The organism is Pseudoalteromonas sp. T1lg23B (genome assembly GCF_002964665.1).
GTDB lineage: Bacteria > Pseudomonadota > Gammaproteobacteria > Enterobacterales > Alteromonadaceae > Pseudoalteromonas.
The window spans coordinates 618,911-638,972 of record NZ_PQBZ01000042.1; the positions used below are offsets into that span (position 1 = coordinate 618,911).

Below are 20,062 nucleotides of genomic sequence, written 5' to 3' on the forward strand. Positions count from 1 at the left end.
TGCTCAGGTCTTTTGCGCCGTTTTGGCTGGGCTATCATTAGAAACTGGCTTTACTTTTAGACCAAAGATGTAACGACAAACATCAAAAGGCTTAATGACATACACACAAAGTAAAATACAGATAAACAGTGAACTTAGCAGCAAGCTCAGCGACTTTATCGCAATACTCGCCTGCCACTGTACAATGTAAAAAGCCAGTATCACAATCACCGTTTGATGTAATACGTAAAATGGATAGATTAGCTGATTGGCGGCTTTGAGCCATTTTGGCGTAGTTTTACAATAAGTAATTGCATATCCCATAAAAACCAACAAGCCCGACCATGAAACCAAGGTACATACCAACCACCACAGTTGCCAACGCATCTCTAATGATACATAAGCGCTGATATCAGGTTTAAAGTAATAACCATAAAACAGTACAGAGCTCGCTATAAACCATATTAGATTCGTCTTGCGCTGCTGAGCCAGTGCCATCCATATCTTTGGGCTTTTTATAAACATCATGCCAGTTATAAAGAAAAACAAAAAGAATAGAGAAACTGATAGGTTATCAATGCTATGACTTTGAGATGGCATAAAGAATTTAGCGGTTAATCGTAGTACAACAAGCACTCCGACGAGTAAAAATAAGCCATGGGGGTTATCAGATATCCGCTCAATTTTAGCTATTACAAAATCCAAACTGGACCGCTTCAATAACTTAAATACAGGCACGGCAAGGATCATAAACACAATAAGAAACTCGATAAACCATAAGTGGTTTGCTTCAAATGCCAGCAGTAAATCTTGGTATGCCTCCAGCATACTTGCATACTCATCGATATGTTCAAAATAACTCTGTGGTGGAACAATAAACATCATACCTATCAAAAGAGGTACCAATAAACGATGAAACTTACTCATCAAAAATGTGCTTGTAGTAGTGCGCTGTAAGAGCAGATAACTGCCAGCTCCGGCGATAAAAAATAGTGTTTGTAAGCGTAACTGTTCAAAATACACCATAATATCATCAAGTAACTTGCTGGATTCACGGTTCATTACATGCCAACCGTCACCATTAAATGGCATAAAGACATGATGTAAAAATACCGCCAAAATCAACATCACCCGCAGCCAATCCAACTCTGAATATCTTGCTTTATCCATTACGCAATCCCTGTATAGCTAGATAAAATAGCATACGATTAGAATGTTACACCCACCACTTTGGTGGGTGTTTTTTAACCAATTATGACTCAGGCAAATTCCGCCGTCACACGCTTTTCACGCTCTAACATGTCTAAGCACTTCTCGATGGGCTTAGCTTGGCTGTAGAAATAGCCTTGGATGAGATGACAGCCAAAATCTGCGAGCATACTCTGTTGCTGTTGCTGCTCTACCCCTTCGGCTATTACTTCTATTCCCAGTTGTGAGCTCAAGTCTATCAGACACTTAATCATCACCTGCTTATTAGCGTCTTCCACCATACTGTCGACAAACGATTTATCTATCTTCACATAATCTATTGGGTTATCAATTAAGTTACTCAAAGAAGAATAACCCGTACAAAAATCATCTAACGCGACTTTGACACCCTTAGCACTTAAGGCTCGTAACATTTGCCAAGTATAACTATTGGCAGCCATAGATTCTGTCACTTCGATAGTGATAGATTCGAATGGAAGCGCAAACTCTTGTATCGCTTCACTGATCAACACTAATTGATTGTTACTTGCCTTAAATTCATTGATTGAACGATTAATAGAAAAGCTAATGTGTTCAAATCCTCGCTGATGAAGCAATGCTAAGTCACGACAACTGGTACGCAACACATATTGACCTAGTGAATGAATTAACCCGAATTCCTCAGCGATCGGAATAAAGCGGGCTGGTGAGATAAAACCCAACTCTTCATCATGCCAGCGAATAAGGGCCTCAAATTTAGCCGTTTGGCCGCTTTTTACGTCTACAACGCTCTGATAGTGCACCATGAGTAACTCATGTTTTAAGGCATGTTTGAGTTTGTCTTTGAGTCTCAGCTTGTCTATGTAGGCGGCTTGAATGGCTTCGTTGTGTAATGCAACACGTCCTCTGCCTTGTTTTTTGGCGGTGCTCAGGGCATGTGCGGCATTGCGCACCAAAGTTGCCCCCGTTACGCGCTCCTCTGGCAAACAATGTGCAACGCCAATACTGGTGGTCAATTCTATCGTCAGTTCATCAAATACGTAAGGCTCGCTTAATGTTTGTTGCAAATCTTGGGCATGCGCCATCATATTATTTAAACTTTGCTTGTGTACAAGTACCGCAAACTCGTCTCCACCATATCGACTGGCGATATCCTTTCTTTTAAGCGTTTTTTGTAGTCTATCCGCTACCGCTAAAAGTACTTTATCTCCCATCTGTGGACCATATATGTCATTGACCTCTTTGAACCTGTCTAGACCAACGAATAGCAATGTTGCAGCACCTTGTTCGCTTACATCTTTTGCCATACTCTTCTCAAGAGTCTGCATAAAGCTACGACGATTTAGCAAGCCCGTGAGCGTTTCATGATTAGCAAAAAAAGTCAGTTGTGCTTCATTACGTTTCCACTCGGTAATATCTCTGAAAATAGCCACATAGTTAGTTATCTCGCCGTCTTCTCCTTTAACCGCGTTTAAAATCAACTCCTCTGGAAATACCTGTCCATTCTTTCGACGGTTATAGATTTCGCCTTTCCAAACCCCAGTTTGTTCAAGCTGCTGCCACATTTCTTGATAGAACTTTTTGCTTTGTTTACCAGATGACAAAATGCTTGGATCTGCGCCATACAACTCTTGTGCGCTATAACCTGTTTGTGCTTCAAAAGCACGATTGACCATCACTATTTTATTGTGTTGATCGGTGATCATAAATGCTTCTGATGCATTCTCAAATACCACATTGGTCAGCTCTAGTTGCCGATTCAACGCGGTGGTGTAAGTGATATCTTGTACCGTAGCTCTCATCACTCGTTCAGACGGTCGGGTATCACTGACATCTACCTCAGCCACAATATGAAACAAACCATCACTTTGGTTCTTATATTTGTGAGAAACAACCAGCTCGAACGAGTCAACTTCCCCATGACTAATTTGCGCCATTTGGGTCAATAATCTACCTTTGTCTGAATCTAACAAACTGGCCAAAAAACTCTCTAATGACACCTGCTCTTCTTGTGTATTGAGCAAATTTTGCATTTCCTGACTGAAACAATGCACATTTTGTTTGGTATACCAAGTCCATGAACTCAACTTAGCAATGCGCTCCCCCGCAGCCAACTGCTTAAGTAACCGTTCCTTTGCACTCATTTCTAGGTTATGGCTAAGTTCAGTAGCGACAATGTGACCCAGCTCGGCAAACCACACTTTTTCTTGCTCACTAAAGACTTTGGGATGATTAAACATACACACCAATATACCGATTGGCTGATGATTTGGTGCTCGTAACGTTAGTCCAATATAGCTATTGATGTTTAGCGTCTGTAGCAAATTATCTTGTGGGTATCGCTCTGCAAATCGTACTCAAACGTACAAACTTCTCGTGTACATGTGGCATCTTTACAAGGAGTGTCATGTAAATCATAAACAAAATTGTCTACACACCTGCCATTTTGCAAATAATGTAACGTTTTGACACGCTTTCCCTCATCTATAAACTCGCCGATAAAGCAATGATCACAACTAAAGTGATGACTAAGCGTATCAAGTACAAATTGGTAGCGCTGTGCACTACTTTGTAAGCTATAAAATTGACTGATCGACAAGCGCATAAAATCCCGTTACTTAATTAGCCTTTAACAAAAAAGCCGATGCAAGCAGCAAATAATAACAAACTAAACTACAGACAACTTTTAACAGGATCAATAAAACTGCGATTGAAGCAGTAATTATCTGCTCACTTAATTGTTAACACTCTACCAATGATTACAATACATTTGCGCAGTTTCTTACAGTTTATTACTGGTGTGCTTTAGGTTGCTTCTGAATAATAACAAGTACACAAACTGTTCAGGAAAGTCCGATGAAAAATGTATTAATCGCAGTCACTACTGCAATCATACTCAGCGCTTGTGCGCATCATGATGATGTTAGGCCAAGTAACAATAATCAGCATTATGTTGTCATACAGTCTGTTGATAGAAGTGAGGGAGTAAAAGAAGCGCTGGGTCAGGCAACCCATTATTGTGACCAAAGCAAAAGCACTATGGTCGTTTTAAATGAGAGCGTTGATTACCAAGGGGACATACCAGAGCAAGATTATTTAAAAACCCGTTCAGCCGCAGAAGCTGTAACGGAGGTAGGGTCATGGTTGTGGGTACTTGGAGATGGATATGTTGATGATGTTGCCGCCGTAGCAACGATCGCAGGTGCAGGTAAGCTTCACAGTATGGGCGCACCTTACTCTGTCACTGTTAACTTTCGCTGCACATAATGTTTATTATCTCGGTCTGGGTAAGCACTTTTATCGCAAAACGTTTACCCACCGAAGCACATAAAAAACAACACATATACTCACAATCTCGCTCCAGGCTATTTTAACTTCCAGAGCGCGTTGTCTTTTGTTTTATAGAACAATCCTTTATATTGACGCCACAGCCATTCATATTAAGAAAAAAATCAATGAGAAACCGAATGATTCCACTGCTATTCGCATTGAGTATCACCACTTATGCCAACGCAGCTCAACCCGATGTAACCGAGTTTTTGCAAGTATTGCCCCAGTATGTTGAATGGGCAAAACACATAGATGAAGAAGGTCAAAAGGCGGGGAAGCCCCTTAACAAAGCTGAATTACAAATCGCAAAAGATGTCGGCGTTATTCACCCTGAAAAGATACGAATTGTCTATGTTGACAGCGTGCCTTACCCATATGAAAACCCCATACTCAAAGAAATGGGTGAACGCATCGGTTTTATTGGTGAAGGGATCACCAACAATGCTCAAGTATTTGGTTACTCCATATACGTACGCAAAGGCTTTACCTTAGATACTCCTAAGCTCGCGCATGAATTTGTACATGTGAAGCAAATAGAGCAAGCCGCGTCGCTACTGGAGTACTCTAAAAAGCACTTGGTTGATATGGCAACATATGGTTATGCAGATGCACCATATGAGAAAGAAGCATTTAAAGCCAATGAGAAATATAAAAATAAGTAGAAAAAGCTTATAGCTCAAAGCGTTGAACTAGCAATGTGCGAGATATAATTGCATTCGTACCTCGCACTCCCATTGCAACTCTGTATAATTACAAAACAGGTAGTCGTACAATACACAGAATGCGAGCATGAAAAATAAAAAGGTTAACCCTCTTGTATCACATTTCACCATAGCTTTTACGGTTTTGGCTGCGATTTGGATGTTTGTAACAGATAAAGAAATGCTAATTTTGGGCAACTCTTTGGTGTTAATCTATATTGTCTGTGCGCTGGCATCTAGAATGCTTAAAAAGAGCAAATCAGACAAAAAATAAACCGCATATCATAAAAAAGCCCAGTTAATACTGGGCTTTTACTATTTTATTCAATGCTTACAAGCGACCGTTAGCCAGTTCGATGAAAAAGGCATAGTTCAAAGCGGTATCTTTAATTCTTTTAAAACGCCCTGATGCACCACCGTGACCAGCTTCCATATCCACTTTAAACAGTAACTTATTGTCATCAGTTTTTAGTTCTCTTAACTTTGCAACCCACTTTGCCGGTTCAAAGTACTGTACCTGAGAATCATGTAACCCTGTGGTAACGAGCAAATTTGGATAGCTTTTGGCGGTCACTTGATCATAAGGTGAATAAGAGCGCATATAATCAAAGTACGTTTTGTCGTTTGGGTTACCCCATTCATCATACTCATTTGTTGTCAACGGTAGGGTTTCATCAAGCATGGTATTGATCACATCCACAAAAGGCACGGCAGCATGCACACCATGATAAAGTTCAGACGCTTGATTGATGACTGCGCCCATAAGTAATCCACCGGCACTACCACCTTGCGCGTAAACTCGCTGTTTGTCTCCATATCCTTGTGCTACAAGTGCTTTTGTAACATCAACAAAGTCATTGAAGGTATTTTTCTTGGTCAGTTTCTTACCGTCTTCATACCAAGGACGTCCCAACATTTGTGAGCCGCGAATATGCGCAATTGCATACACAAACCCTCGATCAAGTAAGCTCAAACGGCTAACCGAAAATCTTGGATCAACGGTGTAACCATAAGACCCATAGCCATATTGCAATAACGGGTTAGTGCCGTCTTTTTTAAATAATGACTTCTTGTAAACAATTGAGACTGGCACTTGTTCACCATCACGAGCAGTAATAAAAATACGCTCAGACTGATAATCGTCAGGCTTAAAGTCGCCAAGGACTTTCTCTTGCTTCAAAGTTGCTTTTGAATAATCGTTTAAATCAACTTCAAAGGTTGTTTGAGGCGTGGTCATACTGGTATAAACCACTCTCACACTATCACTGTCGAGCATCGTATTACTTGTCATATACACTTGATATGCAGGATCGTTAAAAGTAAGTTCATGCTCTTTGTTTTTATGCAATTCACGAATCGTTACTTTTGACTGCCCTTGGGCACGACTTTGATACACCAAGTGATTTTCAAACAGGTTAAAGTCTTCCAGCTTCACGTTTGGACGATGCGCAATGACAGTTGTCCAATTATTTTTGTCCGAAGCTTGGTCAACTTTCACCTTCATAAGCTTGAAGTTCACCGCATCCAAGTTGGTCATTATGTAGTACCAATCATTTAATTTTGCGATGCTATACTCATGGCCCTTCTCACGAGGGATCAAGCGTTTTGGTTGTGACTTACTGTCATTGGCAGACAACACTGAGACACCTTTAGACTCTGTGCTTGAATGGTGTATAAAGATCTGTTCACCATCTTTACTCTTACTCACGCCCGTGTAGTAAGTATTGTCTAGCTCTTCGTACACCAGTTCGTCTTGCTCTTGCGAAGTTCCTAATGTGTGTCGGAACACTTGAGTACCAAGCAAAGACACCGGATCTTTCTTAACGTAATACAGTGTTTTATTGTCATTGGCCCAAATCACACCACCTTGTGTACCTGTCAATTCATCACTTAGTAGCTCACCTGTTTCAAGATTCTTTACCTTAACGGTATAAATCCGACGACTCAATGTATCTTGTGAATAAGCCATTAACTTAGCGTTTGGGCTTACTTCAATACCACCGATAGCAAAATAATCATAAGCTTTGGCAAGCTCATTAATATCGAGTAATAACTCTGGGTTATCGCCTTTTACATTGACGCTACGATAAATCGATGCGTATTCCTGCTCTCCAACAGTCTCGTTAAAATAGTAAAACTGCCCTTGTCGCACTGGCACCGAACGATTGTCTTTTACTATTCGAGATTTAATCTCTGTAAACAACTGTGATTGCAGCGTATCGGTGGAGGCTAATACCGAGTTGGTGTAGGCATTTTCTTTTTCTAGGTGCGCGATTACCTCAGGTTTTGAGCGAGTGTCATCTCTGAGCCAATGATAGTTATCAACTATCTCATATCCATGGATTTTTGTTATATGTGGAACTTTTGCCGCCAAAGGTGCTGTCGCCACCTGAGCTTGAGTAAGACTCGTATCATTTTCAGGCTTAGTTAAGTGACATCCTGTAGCTAAAACAACCGATGACAGTGCAAACTGCCAAAGTATTAAACGTTTCATTATTATAATATCCTTGTTTAGTATATTAGGTGTAACCGTTACAAATAAAGTTACTTGAGCATAAATATAATTGAATTACAGGGTTATTAACAGTACCCTACTGTAAAGAAAAGTGAACCGATTATTGTATATGAAACAATTAACTCTCAGCATTATCCTGCTATTTATAATTACAGCTTGTAAGACAACACACATGGAAAATAACGCAGCCATTAAACTGTGTGAAAAAACCGTGCATGATTATATTCAGTATCGAGATCTTGGTCCCGTTGAGAACTATCAAGCCTTATTCACAGATGATGCAACCTTTTCGGTCCCCAAACTGAACATTGCTTTAAGCTCTAGTGAAGCAATTGCCAACAGGGCAAAAAACGCATTAATGAATAAGAAAAGTATTCATATGATTACCAGCACACATATCCAGCAACTATCGCAAAATAGCTACTCCAATGTGGCACATTTTATTCTTCATTTAAGCGATAAAAACACGCCCGATGCCCAGAAAAAAATATTCAACGGCCGCTATGTGGATACCTTAATTGTCGACAATGGCAAATGTCTAATAAAAACACGTGATGTGCTTATTGATAGAATGGATACGCTACCTTAACCAGACTTGCTCGAACGTTTGTGCCAGCGGATCAATTCAGCTTGATCTCTGGTAATGCTGTGACCTTGTGCTGCAAGGTCCTCAGCACTTTGGGCCAGTTTAGCCTCAGCACGCAGCTCTATTTTCTCTAGCAAGCCTAGTAGCAAGCGCTTTTCTTCTTCGGTTACATCTGACAAAACGTATGCTTCACGTTGACGCATGTGCTCTATCACTTGTTGATATAAAGGCAAGCCCAGCTCACTCAACTTGACCAACTTGCTTCGCTGCTTCACATGATCATTGTCAGGACAGATCAAGCCTTGTTTGAGTAATGTATTGATTGCTCTGTTCACCGAGTAAGGGTCCAATCGTGATTGATACGCTATGTCAGCGGCGTTTATAGGGCCGTACGACCCGATATTCAACAGCACACGAATTTCTCGTGTTTCAAGCCCCGTTAGACTTTTGATATACGCATCCCGATCCATTGCAAGCAAGTTACTTGCAACAGCAATACGATAAGGAACATGATTATATAAATCATAGGGTTGCTCTATATTTTTGGATAGCTCAAAGGCCGCTTTACGTGCTTTGTTGTTCATATACTGACCCTATTTTTAACTTCAATGTCTAATTTTTGTAGACAGGCGCTTTAAAAGCCTCTAAATTATGTTGCAGATGCAACATATAGATATCAACAGGAATACATTATGGCTTTAGTTACACCACTGGCACAAGATGCTAACGCTGAGGTTGCAGAGTTAGCAAAGTTTTTCAATGAAACACTGGGCTTTTGTCCAAACAGCGTACTGACCATGCAGATCCGCCCTCATATCGCAAAAGCTTTTATCAACTTAAACAAAGCGGTCATGGAAAACCATGGCAGAGTCACCAGCGAGTTAAAACGATTAATTGGTTATATCACCAGTGCAAACACTGGATGCCGCTACTGCGAAGCACATACGATTTTAGCCGCACAACGCTATGGTGGCTCTGATGAACGTCTCCAAAATATATGGCAGTTCAGACAAAGTACGCTATTTAACGATGCTGAAAAGGCCGCGTTTGAGTTTGCACTTGCCGCCTCTAGCGTACCAAATGCTGTCGATCAAACCATTGAATCACAATTAAAAGCACATTGGGATGATGGAGAAATCGTCGAAATTCTTGGTGTGATCTCTTTGTTTGGTTATTTGAATCGCTGGAATGATTCTATGGCGACTACCTTAGAAAGCGGTGCGATAAATGCGGGTGAAAGCTACTTAGCCCACAATCAATGGCAAGTAGGCAAACATCAAACCAGTAACTGATAACTGGAATTGAGCGTACTGGGAAAATACTTGCTGGGGCATTCGTTTTTTTTAGAAGCACATACGCATAATAATAACAATAAGCGCTGAATGATTGTCCACTCGCATATGTGCTTCCCAGTACGCTCACTCTTCACATTGTTTGTACCTATAAAGTATATATCGTTTTATCTAGCTAGTTACTCAAATAATTCTTCCACACATTAATTGCTCACATATTAACCATTCATTTTTTTAAATCGACATTGTTTTGTTAAGGCAAAAACCACCACTACAAATATAAGCCATCGAATAAAACACAAAAAATATGCAAAAATGATGAATAAACATTAATTTTGTGAAAAATACATTCAAAATTTCCAGTAAATTTATTAAAAAAAATTTTAATTCATAATTCCACTGTATTTTTGTCAAATCCCGCCCTAGAATGCATGAAATTTCACATTTGAAGAATATAAATTCACTTCAAATTTTCTGCTTACTTGTCGCATTGCACTATTTGTGCTTTCTTTGTGAGCATAAAAACAACAATGGTAACAATGGGAATGAAAATAATGTTTAAACCTAACATACTTTCACTAGCAGTATATGGCGCTCTAACTTCAACGCTTGGTACTTCATTCGCGGTTGTCGCTGATGAGGGAATTAACAAAGACAAGTCGCTTGAGGTTATTCAGATAACAGCAACAAGGCGCTCTGGTTCAATCCAAGAAGCGCCGCTAAATATTACCGCATTGGACAGCGATGTAATGCGTGATCAAAACATTGGTGAATTGGCCGATGTAGCGCGTTGGGTACCGGGTCTAACCGTCACGGATCAAGGTGGTCGTTCAGGTTCACCCATCATAGTACGAGGCTTGAATACAAATTCATCAGGACCTTCCTCCGATGGAGGTACGGTGGCTACCTATATCAATGAGATCCCAGTCGCCATCGATATGCGTCTTACTGATGTTGAGCGTGTGGAGGTTTTGATCGGTCCACAAGGCACACTATACGGAGCTGGAACTCTGGGCGGTGCAATCCGATACATTTTAAAAGACCCTGAACTCGACCTAACTACAGGTAAAGTCTACGGCGATGCATTCCAAAATAGTGAGAGCGACTCATTTGGCGGTGAAGCCGGATTTATTTTCAATACACCTATTATCGAAGATAAACTCGCAGTTCGTGCCAGTGTCAACGTATTTAAAGACCCAGGCTTTGTAGATTACAACTATGTGGTGCGTGAAGCGGGTGTCTCAAAACCAGACCCTGATTGGAGTGATTTAGACGATATCAATCACAATTTACGTCAAGAAGAAGACAACAACGGTGAAACAACCACAACCGCTCGTATTTCTCTGCGTTGGCTACCAACGGATTGGTTAGACAGTACCCTGAACTACTTCTATCAAAAACAAGACAGTGCTGGACGTTCTATCGTTCACCATGGTGCTTTGCATCCTGATAATGGCCTGAACAAGCGTATTGGAAAATATGAATCAGCCTATCGCTACGAAGAGCCAAGAGAAAAAGAAGATTCACTATTAAGCTTGGAAGTCAAAGCCGATTTGGGCTTTGCTGAACTGGTCTCTGCCACAGGTTATTCTGAGTTTGAAGCCGATGGACAACGTGATCAAACCGACTTGTTGATCCGCTTAGATTACGGCTACGAAGAATTTCCTTCATTCTCGTCGTTCACGCGTGAACTTGAGGAAGAAGAAAACTTTACGCAAGAGCTTCGTTTAGTTTCAAAAGGAGATTCTGACCTAAGTTGGATCGTGGGTGGTTTTTACAATAAGAGCAAGAGCAATGGTTCAAGTAAAGAATATACACCGGGGTTCAGTCAGTTTGCCGTAGAGAACTTTGGCGGCACACAAGTTCGCCCTGATAGCCTAGAGTATTATTCAGTAGATCGAAGTGAAGTTACTGAACAAGCCTTATTTGGTGAAGTAGGCTATCAAGTCACTGATAAACTTACAATTACTGTAGGTGCTCGTTTTTACGAATACAAAGTCGATGCAGATTCTGCGGTTGACTTCCCGCTGCTGAACACAGTCTTCGGTGATGCAGGACCAAATGACATTACTTTGGAGTTCGAAAACAGTTATGCCGAAGATGATGGCAATTTATTTAAGTTTAACGCCAGCTATCAATTCTCAGATAGCGTAATGGCGTATGCAACTGTCAGTGAAGGGTTTAGGATTGGCGGTTCAAATGGTTTGGCTCCTTGCCCAGATCCGCTCCCTGCAAATCAGGCAGGTTGTGGTAAACCAAACGAGATGCTCTACAAAGACGATACCACCATCAACTATGAGCTTGGTCTTAAAAGCACTTGGCTGAAAAACCGCTTACACTTTAATGCGGCCTTGTTCAACGTCGACTGGAAGGACGCACAAGTTGCGGGGGCAACAGAAGTAGGCCAGTTACCCTATACCTCAAATGCGGGTTCAGCCAACGCAAAAGGCGTAGAAATTGCGACTCGTGCTATGTTGAGCGACTCGTTCACCGCCTATGCAACCTATGCATACACAAAAGTAGAGCTCACAGAAGACGCACCATTTTTGTTTAATACCGACGGAACTGACGGCGGTGTAAGTGGTGACAGACTGCCAGGCTCACCTGAGCATCAGTTCTCATTGGGTGTAAATTACCAAACTGAAATAATGAACAACAAGTTGTTAGATATAAATTACGGCTTAACCGCCCAAAGCGACGTTATTTCTAAGGTAGGTCTACATGACAATGGCGAAACTCTACCAGGCTATGCACTGAGTAATGTTTCAGCGAAAATCACCGGTGATCAGTGGTCAACAACATTGTATATCAATAACTTATTCAATAAGTATGCGTATACATCTGTGCGTCGTAGCGATGCCGATATTACCACCGCCAACGGCGCAGAAATTCAACGTAACTACGGGCACTATATCAACCGTCCACTGACAATCGGTGTTAAGTTCGATTACCAATTTGAACTATAACCCAGTTACCGTTACTCTAAAGGCTCAAACTTAGTTTGAGCCTTTTTATTTAACAATAAGAACACGCTTTTTATGACGCTCAACGCAAAACACCTTCATCAACAAGCCATTAAGTCGTTAAATCTCGGCCATGTTCAACAAGCACACCAGTATCTAGTACAACTCATACAAACAACGGCGGAAAGCAGCCCTGAACACGCCGATGGCTACTTTCTGATGGCCATGATCAATGTTCAAGTTGGGCAAATTAAAAAAGCCGTAAAACTTATCGAAAAAGCGTTAAGTTTGAGGCATAACATTGAATATTCAATTCATTTAGCCAAATGTTATGCGTTGGACGGGCAACTGACAGTCGCCAAGCAATTAGCACTTGCAGTCGATGTTGGCGACCTAACATCCGCCTTAAATGCCGATACTTTGGGTGTCACTCTCAGTCATATTGGCCTGCATGAAGACGCTCAAAGGTGCTATCAAAAGGCACTGGAACTCAACAACTCCAATCCACAGTTTTTCTATAACTATGGAGTATGTTGCAAATTTTTGGGGTTATTTAATGAAGCTGAAGCAGCATTTGAACAAGCCATCACACTCAAACCAACTTATCACCAAGCGCATTTTGCCTTATCTGACTTAATGAAAGTGAACGCACAAAATAACCACGTTTCACGTTTAAACACCGTATTTAATCAAGTTGAACACCCTGATGCCAAGCTGCACTTGGGTCATGCGCTGGCCAAAGAATACCAAGATTTAGGGCTATATGATTTGGCCTTTAAGGCACTTGAACAAGGTAAATCCTCTAAGCTGCAACAGACCCGTTTTGATGATGCAAGTTCACAACAGCTTTTTGATTTGATCCAACACCTCAGTGAAGCGTCTAAACAGAATACCGAGCTGGGCGCCACCACTAATGAGCCCATCTTCGTGCTGGGTATGCCACGCTCAGGTACAACTTTGGTGGAGCGAATTCTATCCAGCCACAGTGATGTCACGTCCGCCGGAGAATTACAAGATTTTGGCATAGTCACAAAACGCTTAAGCCAAACATCTACACCTCAAGTGCTTGATGAACAGACCCTCAAAGCAGCCTACTCATGTAATTTCAAGCAACTAGGGCAAGACTATCTCGATGCCACGCGAGTGGTCACAGGGCATAGCCAACATTTTGTCGACAAACTCCCCTTTAACTTTTTTTATGTGGATTTGATCCGCAAAGCGCTCCCGAATGCCAAAATCATTTGTTTGCTGCGCAACCCACTAGATACCTGCATCGGCAACTATCGTCAGTTATTTACTATCAACAACCCTTACTACCGATATTCTTTAGACTTAATGGACACGGCCAAATTCTATGCGCGCTTTTATAAACTGATGCAACACTGGCAAGCGTTACATGGCGAACATTTTAAGTTGTTAGAGTACGAACAGCTCGTTGCAGAGCCAGAAGCGCAGATAAGTAGTTTGCTCGGCTATTGCCAATTACCTTGGCAAAGCCAATGCGTTGATTTTCATTTGAATGACGCGCCGGTCTCTACCGCAAGTAAAGTGCAAGTCCGTGAACCACTGAACGCTAAATCAATTGGCCGCTGGAAAAACTTTGAGCCTTATCTCAATGAAGTTAATGCTTATTTCGATGAGCATGGCGTTCCTTATTGACACTCGGCACTCGACGATAATTTACACAATGGCGCTCATTTATGAGATCCTAACCTTCGTCAGGAAGACAGCATGTGTGTTTAGGCAATGCCGTCTTTCTAATTGGGTCTCATCATTCTGAACTTGTTTCGTCATTCTGAACTTGTTTCGTCATTCTGAACTTGTTTCGTCATTCTGAACTTGTTTCGTCATTCTGAACTTGTTTCGTCATTCTGAACTTGTTTTGTCATTCTGAACTTGTTTCAGAATCTCATCATCTTAAGCAAGTGGTATTAACGATTATTCACTCGGCTTATTATTCAATGTTTGTCAAAGGCTCTGTGTTTGATAAAACAAGCACAAGCCAACATGAACCTATAGACTCTGCATTAAAAGAGTTACTTCTTTGACCACAATGATCGTTTAGAGCTTAGAAGCCTGTGACTTTTTACCCGCCACCCTATGTCGCTACTGTAGGTTGATAAAATCATGTTGTCATTATTTGTACTGTTTTTGGTGAAAACCCATACAAACCAGCTGTTTGATTAAAAAATATTCCAATTAATTTTAAAGCCAATTTTATTAAATAACATCAAACACTTATACATAAACAAAAAACACAAAGAACGGCTAAAACGCAAATGTCAACATTGAAATGTGCGGCGCATCTCTTTAACCTTTATTTTTATTGAACGCTCAATTAATAAAAATATGCCAAAAGTCGGAATGGAACCTGTACGCCGAGAACAGCTTATCAAGGCCACGATAGAGTCGGTTGCTGAACTGGGTTTGCAAGGTACTACTATTAACAGCATTAGTAAGAAAGCAGGGTTATCTTCGGGGATAATCAGCCACTACTTTGGCGGTAAGCAAGGTTTAATAGAAGCCACCGTTCGCTACTTGCTATCGAGTCTCAAGTATTCATTGATGGCACAGGTGACCGAGTCTACATCACCCGAGCAACGATTGATGTACATCATTGAAGCCAACTTTGCTTTAGTACAGCAACGTAAAGATACCACGCGAACGTGGTTAAGCTTTTGGGCGCAATCAATGCACGACCCAGAGCTGCACCGACTACAAAACGTCAACAGCAAGCGTTTGTATAGCAACCTTGCAAGTTCGTTTCGACAATTAATGAATGCCGACAGTGCGAAACGCGCCGCTGAACTCAGCGCAGCAATGATCGACGGTTTATGGCTACGCGCCGTACTCAGTCAATCAGATAAAGACCAATTTAAACACAGTGAACAACTAGCAAAGCAGTATGTTCGTTCGCTGATCAGCCAGTATGGAGCCTAATATGACGACAACGAGCAGCCAGCAGAGCAATGTGCCAGTTTATCAAAACTTTATCCACGGTCGCTACATGGCAAACCAAAGTGGTGAGAGTTTTGCGGTAAGAAACCCGGCCACAGATGAAGTAATTTACCATGTTGAAGTTGCCGATGAGTCAATCCAAAGCGCCGCGATTGAAAGTGCCAAGCAAGGTTTTGCAGTTTGGTCTGCAATGACCCCTATTGAACGTAGCCGTATTTTATTAAAAGCCGTAGCGCTACTGCGTGAACGCAACGACGAGCTGGCTAAAGTGGAAGTACTCGATACCGGCAAGCCTTGGCAAGAAGCCGAGTGTGTAGATGTACAAACGGGTGCGGACGTTATCGAATATTTTGCCGGTCTTGCGCCAGCGCAAGTTGGCCAACAACAAATGGTTGGCGATGACTTCTATTACACTCGCAAAGAGCCTCTGGGGATCTGCGCAGGTATTGGCGCTTGGAACTACCCATTGCAGATTGCGTGTTGGAAATCAGGCCCAGCCCTTGCCGCGGGCAACGCTTTAGTATTTAAACCTTCTGAAGAAACCCCGCTGGGGGCATTGAAGCTGGCTGAAATTTTTGTTGAAGCAGGCGTTCCTGAAGGGGTATTCAACGTGGTTCAGGGTGCTGCGCAAGTGGGTCAGTGGTTAACCGCCCATGCTGATATCGAAAAAGTGTCTTTCACTGGTGAAGTAGGCACGGGTAAAAAGGTCATGACTAGCGCCGCTAGCACCCTCAAAGACGTAACCATGGAACTGGGTGGCAAATCTCCACTCTTAGTTTTTGATGATGCCGATATTAGTGACGCAGTCAGTGCAGCAATGTTAGGCAACTTCTACACCCAGGGTGAAATCTGTACCAACTGCACACGGGTTTATGTACATAAAAATGTATACGAGCAATTCATCGACGAGCTTAAAACCCGCACAGAAAATAACATTATCGCCGGCGACCCGATGAACCCAGAGGTTAATCTTGGCGCACTTATCTCAAAGCCTCACCAGCAACTGGTTTTAAACTACATTGCTAAGGGCGTTGAAGAGGGTGCTAAGTTGCTGACTGGGGGCGAAGCGTTGCGCCCAGACTCAGCACCCAATGGCTACTTTGTTGCGCCAACGATATTCGTAGACTGTCACGATGATATGACCATCGTCAAAGAAGAGATCTTTGGCCCTGTGATGAGTGTGTTGGTATTTGACGATGAACAAGACGTGATCAAGCGCGCCAACAATACGCACTTGGGTCTAGCTGCCGGTGTATTTACCAAAGACATACAACGTGCTCACCGTGTTATTCATCAGCTTGAAGCTGGGATCTGCTGGATCAATGCCTACGGTAATTCTCCAGCTGAAATGCCTGTAGGCGGCTACAAGCATTCTGGAATTGGCAGAGAAAACGGCGTTGAAACCTTAGATCAGTACACCCAAACCAAATCGGTGTATGTCGGTATGAACAAAATCGAAAGCCCGTTTTAACAGGAGACTTCATGAACCAAAAATATGATTACATCATAGTTGGTGCTGGCTCCGCAGGATGCGTTCTGGCTAACCGACTCACCGAAAATGGCCAGCACAAGGTATTGTTGTTGGAAACGGGTGGCAGTGACAAGAGCATTTTTATTCAAATGCCCACGGCCCTATCCATTCCAATGAATACCGACAAATACGCTTGGCAGTTTCACACACAGCCAGAGCCTTATTTAGATAACCGAACCATGCATTGCCCACGCGGTAAGGTGTTGGGCGGCTCATCCTCAATTAATGGCATGGTTTACGTGCGAGGTCATGCCAAGGACTTTGATGAATGGCAGCAACACGGTGCTCAAGGTTGGGATTACCAATCTTGCCTGCCCTACTTTAAAAAGGCTGAGTCTTGGTATTTAGGTGAAAATGCGCACCGAGGCTCTGAGGGGCCACTCGGTGTAAACAACGGTAATGAAATGGCTAACCCGTTATACCGTGCCTTTATTGAAGCGGGTGAGCAAGCCGGATACGCAAAAACAAATGACTATAACGCTGCGCAGCAAGAGGGCTTTGGCCCCATGCATATGACGGTAAAAAATGGTCGTCGTTGTTCAGCAAGCCGTGCGTATTTAGACCCAATTAAACGCCGCAGCAATTTAACCATTGTCACAGGCGCACAAGCGCAGCGGGTTTTATTGAACAATAAACAAGCGCAAGGCGTTGAGTTTAAAATCAAAGGCAAAGTTCAAAAGGCCTATGCTCGCAGAGAAGTGATCTTAAGCGCGGGGCCAATCGGCTCACCGCATTTGCTACAGCTGTCTGGCATTGGCGATAGTAAAGTTCTTGAGCAAGCGGGTGTTGAAGTACAGCATCACTTGCCGGGCGTAGGCCAGAATTTGCAAGATCATCTGGAGTTTTACTTCCAGTACAAGTGCAAACAACCGATTACCCTTAATGGCAAACTCGGGCTTATCTCTAAAGGCTTGATTGGCGCGCGTTGGCTACTGACGAAAGATGGTTTAGGGGCTACCAACCACTTCGAGTCATGTGCGTTTATTCGCTCAAAACCTGGGGTTGAATGGCCTGATATTCAATATCACTTTTTACCTGCGGCCATTCGCTACGATGGTAAAAGTGCATTTGACGGTCATGGCTTTCAGGTCCATGTGGGCCATAACAAGCCCAAGAGCCGCGGGTCTGTCACGATTGCATCAAATAATCCCGATGAGCCGCCTCAGATCTTATTTAACTATCTACAAGCACAAGAAGACATCGAAGGCTTTCGCGCCTGCGTGCGCTTAACGCGTGAGATCATCGAACAAAGCGCTTTCGATGAGTTTCGCGATGGTGAAATTCAGCCGGGTAAAGAAATACAAACGGACGAACAAATCGATGCCTTTGTACGCCAAGCGGTGGAAAGTGCCTACCACCCTTCTTGCTCATGTAAAATGGGCGAAGATGAAATGGCGGTGGTTGATTCACAAACCAAAGTACACGGTATCAATAGTTTACGTGTGGTTGATTCGTCAATTTTCCCAACCATACCTAACGGAAATTTAAATGCACCCACAATCATGGTGGCTGAAAAGGCCGCCGATCATATTCTGGGGAAAACACCTTTAACTAACCAAAACGCTGCGGTTGCAATGGAGCCTCAATGGCAACAACTACAACGCAGTTCGGAGATCTAGATTTGCCACTCGCTTAGGTAGTGATACCTAGGTGGGACTTGCAGTGGCGTGCGGGATAAATTGGTTATCCCAAGGGGGTTAGCTTGGCCTCAACCCCTTAAGCATTAATGCGAGACTAAGAAAAAAAACGGAGAAACAATGAGTTACTTTTACTTATTTTGGGAGGGTGACAATGACCTTATGGCTTAGTGCAGGTATCATTTTCACCCTATTGGCAATCGCTTTAATTTTGTTTAAATGGGGAAATTTACAGTGTGTTGGCGTCACACCTGTTAAAACCTTTACCTTTATCGCCATTTTGTTTACGTCAGGCTTAGATGTCGGACTGATAATGTTTCCACTTACTGAGTTTGCGGGTTACGCAGACATAAAAGCAAGCCCAGAGTATGCGTTTGCAAACCCACTCGCCATCGAGTTTGGCTTTTGGGGGTTTTTAATCTGGGGATTTTATTTCCTTACCTGCTTTTATTTCTGCGTAATAGAGCCCAAAGTGAAGTTCTTTGAAATTCCTTGGGTGAAATTAGTCAATAATGTGATCATTATTGGCACCTGTGCCTTTACAGCATATTTGCTGCTAACAAACCTGCCTTGGTATTTACCTGAGGTTGGAGATGGTAGCTCGATTATTCCAACATTTTATTTGTTGGTCTTTGCGGCGATTTGCTTTGCGGTTTATTCAAGCACCAGCTTGAAATATGTACGCTTTTTGAGTATTTCGACCACTTGGTTGTTTATCGCTTTAATTGCTTATATGTGGGGCGCGGCATTTGTATTTGGCGACAGTGCCATGAGCAGTTTTGCCAATAAGTTTGCACTACTTGGCGACTATTTTACGCATATCAACGAGTTTGTATTACCACTGAACGATTACCATGAATTTTATCTGTTCTGGTGGTTTGCTTGGAGCATCATGATTGGTCAGTTCACCTCTCGCTTTGTTGGTGGACTAAAAACCTATCAAGTACTGGCTGCCATGTTGGTGTTCCCATCTATTCCAATCGCTATCTGGTTTAGTGTGCTTTATCACTACCATGAAGCGGGAATTTCGACTGCGGGGATTAAAAACTTCGCCATGGTATTTGTGGGCATAGTATTTGTGATCAACTCTCTTGATTCACTCATTCGCCTGTATACCGACAACTTGAATCTAACAGTAAAACGTTTGGGCCTGCGTAACTATATGTTATTTAATATTATTGCCCTATCTCTGTTAACTTTGCTGTTTAAACTCGAGTTTTTACAAATTCAGTGGGTTGGCGCGTTGGTGATAGGCGTATTCTTCTCTTGCGCGGCCTATATCGGTTACGGCAAGTTGAAAACCGTTCGCCAAATCGATAGTTCACCCAAAGATAACAAAATTGACTACAGCAAAATTGAAACTGCTAGCTAAGGATTTCGAC

15 protein-coding genes are annotated in these 20,062 nt (G+C 42.3%); 11 read left to right on the forward strand and 4 right to left on the reverse strand.

Going from position 1 to position 20,062, the window contains the following annotated elements; genetic code table 11:
- Positions 1 to 3: 3 nt before the first annotated feature.
- Complete coding sequence (locus C2M32_RS19175; RefSeq protein ID WP_105169909.1) at positions 4 to 1,149, reverse strand: acyltransferase family protein; 1,146 nt, start codon at positions 1,147 to 1,149, stop codon at positions 4 to 6.
- A gap of 89 nt (positions 1,150 to 1,238) precedes the next feature.
- Positions 1,239 to 3,407 (reverse strand): putative bifunctional diguanylate cyclase/phosphodiesterase, encoded by a 2,169-nt coding sequence (locus C2M32_RS19180; RefSeq protein ID WP_234401361.1) that lies wholly within the window; start codon positions 3,405 to 3,407, stop codon positions 1,239 to 1,241.
- A 616-nt stretch (positions 3,408 to 4,023) separates the two neighbouring features.
- Between C2M32_RS19180 and C2M32_RS19185 the strand changes: the two genes are divergently transcribed.
- From C2M32_RS19185 to C2M32_RS19195, 3 genes are all read left to right on the forward strand, one after another.
- Positions 4,024 to 4,434: a hypothetical protein gene (locus tag C2M32_RS19185; protein WP_105169910.1), complete on the forward strand. Its 411-nt coding sequence runs from the start codon at positions 4,024 to 4,026 to the stop codon at positions 4,432 to 4,434.
- Positions 4,435 to 4,622: 188 nt separating this feature from the next.
- Complete coding sequence (locus C2M32_RS19190) at positions 4,623 to 5,159, forward strand: hypothetical protein (RefSeq protein WP_105169911.1); 537 nt, start codon at positions 4,623 to 4,625, stop codon at positions 5,157 to 5,159.
- Positions 5,160 to 5,286: 127 nt separating this feature from the next.
- Positions 5,287 to 5,472 carry a hypothetical protein gene (locus C2M32_RS19195; RefSeq protein ID WP_070993569.1) on the forward strand — a complete coding sequence of 62 codons (186 nt, stop codon included), beginning with the start codon at positions 5,287 to 5,289 and terminating at the stop codon, positions 5,470 to 5,472.
- Positions 5,473 to 5,529: 57 nt separating this feature from the next.
- On the opposite strand, the gene C2M32_RS19200 is transcribed toward C2M32_RS19195, so the two are convergent.
- The gene (locus C2M32_RS19200; protein ID WP_105169912.1) at positions 5,530 to 7,692 is read right to left on the reverse strand and encodes a S9 family peptidase; all 2,163 of its coding nucleotides are present in this window, start codon (positions 7,690 to 7,692) and stop codon (positions 5,530 to 5,532) included.
- A 193-nt stretch (positions 7,693 to 7,885) separates the two neighbouring features.
- Here C2M32_RS19200 and C2M32_RS19205 point away from each other — a divergent pair, with 193 nt between their 5' ends.
- Complete coding sequence (locus C2M32_RS19205; protein ID WP_158678284.1) at positions 7,886 to 8,302, forward strand: nuclear transport factor 2 family protein; 417 nt, start codon at positions 7,886 to 7,888, stop codon at positions 8,300 to 8,302.
- On the opposite strand, the gene C2M32_RS19210 is transcribed toward C2M32_RS19205, so the two are convergent.
- A complete protein-coding gene (locus tag C2M32_RS19210; RefSeq protein WP_105169914.1) occupies positions 8,299 to 8,883 on the reverse strand; it encodes a MarR family winged helix-turn-helix transcriptional regulator in 585 nt (194 codons plus the stop codon). The two genes, C2M32_RS19205 and C2M32_RS19210, sit on opposite strands and share 4 nt — an antisense overlap.
- A 108-nt stretch (positions 8,884 to 8,991) precedes the next feature.
- Between C2M32_RS19210 and C2M32_RS19215 the strand changes: the two genes are divergently transcribed.
- The 7 genes from C2M32_RS19215 (at position 8,992) to C2M32_RS19245 (ending at position 20,052) form a co-directional block, all read left to right on the forward strand.
- Complete coding sequence (locus C2M32_RS19215) at positions 8,992 to 9,591, forward strand: carboxymuconolactone decarboxylase family protein (RefSeq protein ID WP_105169915.1); 600 nt, start codon at positions 8,992 to 8,994, stop codon at positions 9,589 to 9,591.
- Positions 9,592 to 10,145: 554 nt separating this feature from the next.
- Positions 10,146 to 12,557, forward strand: a complete 2,412-nt coding sequence (locus tag C2M32_RS19220) for a TonB-dependent receptor (RefSeq protein WP_105169916.1) — start codon at positions 10,146 to 10,148, stop codon at positions 12,555 to 12,557.
- A 72-nt stretch (positions 12,558 to 12,629) separates the two neighbouring features.
- Complete coding sequence (locus C2M32_RS19225; RefSeq protein ID WP_105169917.1) at positions 12,630 to 14,213, forward strand: tetratricopeptide repeat-containing sulfotransferase family protein; 1,584 nt, start codon at positions 12,630 to 12,632, stop codon at positions 14,211 to 14,213.
- A gap of 690 nt (positions 14,214 to 14,903) precedes the next feature.
- A complete protein-coding gene (gene betI, locus C2M32_RS19230) occupies positions 14,904 to 15,494 on the forward strand; it encodes a transcriptional regulator BetI (protein WP_105170147.1) in 591 nt (196 codons plus the stop codon).
- The gene (betB, locus tag C2M32_RS19235; protein WP_105169918.1) at positions 15,484 to 16,983 is read left to right on the forward strand and encodes a betaine-aldehyde dehydrogenase; all 1,500 of its coding nucleotides are present in this window, start codon (positions 15,484 to 15,486) and stop codon (positions 16,981 to 16,983) included. Before betI ends, betB begins: the two co-directional genes overlap by 11 nt.
- A gap of 11 nt (positions 16,984 to 16,994) precedes the next feature.
- Positions 16,995 to 18,662 (forward strand): choline dehydrogenase, encoded by a 1,668-nt coding sequence (betA, locus tag C2M32_RS19240; protein ID WP_105169919.1) that lies wholly within the window; start codon positions 16,995 to 16,997, stop codon positions 18,660 to 18,662.
- Positions 18,663 to 18,834: 172 nt separating this feature from the next.
- Positions 18,835 to 20,052 carry a choline transporter gene (locus C2M32_RS19245; protein WP_105169920.1) on the forward strand — a complete coding sequence of 406 codons (1,218 nt, stop codon included), beginning with the start codon at positions 18,835 to 18,837 and terminating at the stop codon, positions 20,050 to 20,052.
- Positions 20,053 to 20,062: the final 10 nt, after the last annotated feature.

Bases quoted from the DNA above. Each gene is read 5' to 3' on its own strand.
- C2M32_RS19175 (WP_105169909.1), bottom strand. From the start codon at position 1,149: ATGGATAAAGCAAGATATTCAGAGTTGGATTGGCTGCGGGTGATGTTG.
- C2M32_RS19180 (WP_234401361.1), bottom strand. From the start codon at position 3,407: ATGTTTAATCATCCCAAAGTCTTTAGTGAGCAAGAAAAAGTGTGGTTT.
- C2M32_RS19185 (WP_105169910.1), top strand. From the start codon at position 4,024: ATGAAAAATGTATTAATCGCAGTCACTACTGCAATCATACTCAGCGCT.
- C2M32_RS19190 (WP_105169911.1), top strand. From the start codon at position 4,623: ATGAGAAACCGAATGATTCCACTGCTATTCGCATTGAGTATCACCACT.
- C2M32_RS19195 (WP_070993569.1), top strand. From the start codon at position 5,287: ATGAAAAATAAAAAGGTTAACCCTCTTGTATCACATTTCACCATAGCT.
- C2M32_RS19200 (WP_105169912.1), bottom strand. From the start codon at position 7,692: ATGAAACGTTTAATACTTTGGCAGTTTGCACTGTCATCGGTTGTTTTA.
- C2M32_RS19205 (WP_158678284.1), top strand. From the start codon at position 7,886: ATGGAAAATAACGCAGCCATTAAACTGTGTGAAAAAACCGTGCATGAT.
- C2M32_RS19210 (WP_105169914.1), bottom strand. From the start codon at position 8,883: ATGAACAACAAAGCACGTAAAGCGGCCTTTGAGCTATCCAAAAATATA.
- C2M32_RS19215 (WP_105169915.1), top strand. From the start codon at position 8,992: ATGGCTTTAGTTACACCACTGGCACAAGATGCTAACGCTGAGGTTGCA.
- C2M32_RS19220 (WP_105169916.1), top strand. From the start codon at position 10,146: ATGTTTAAACCTAACATACTTTCACTAGCAGTATATGGCGCTCTAACT.
- C2M32_RS19225 (WP_105169917.1), top strand. From the start codon at position 12,630: ATGACGCTCAACGCAAAACACCTTCATCAACAAGCCATTAAGTCGTTA.
- betI (WP_105170147.1), top strand. From the start codon at position 14,904: ATGCCAAAAGTCGGAATGGAACCTGTACGCCGAGAACAGCTTATCAAG.
- betB (WP_105169918.1), top strand. From the start codon at position 15,484: ATGGAGCCTAATATGACGACAACGAGCAGCCAGCAGAGCAATGTGCCA.
- betA (WP_105169919.1), top strand. From the start codon at position 16,995: ATGAACCAAAAATATGATTACATCATAGTTGGTGCTGGCTCCGCAGGA.
- C2M32_RS19245 (WP_105169920.1), top strand. From the start codon at position 18,835: ATGACCTTATGGCTTAGTGCAGGTATCATTTTCACCCTATTGGCAATC.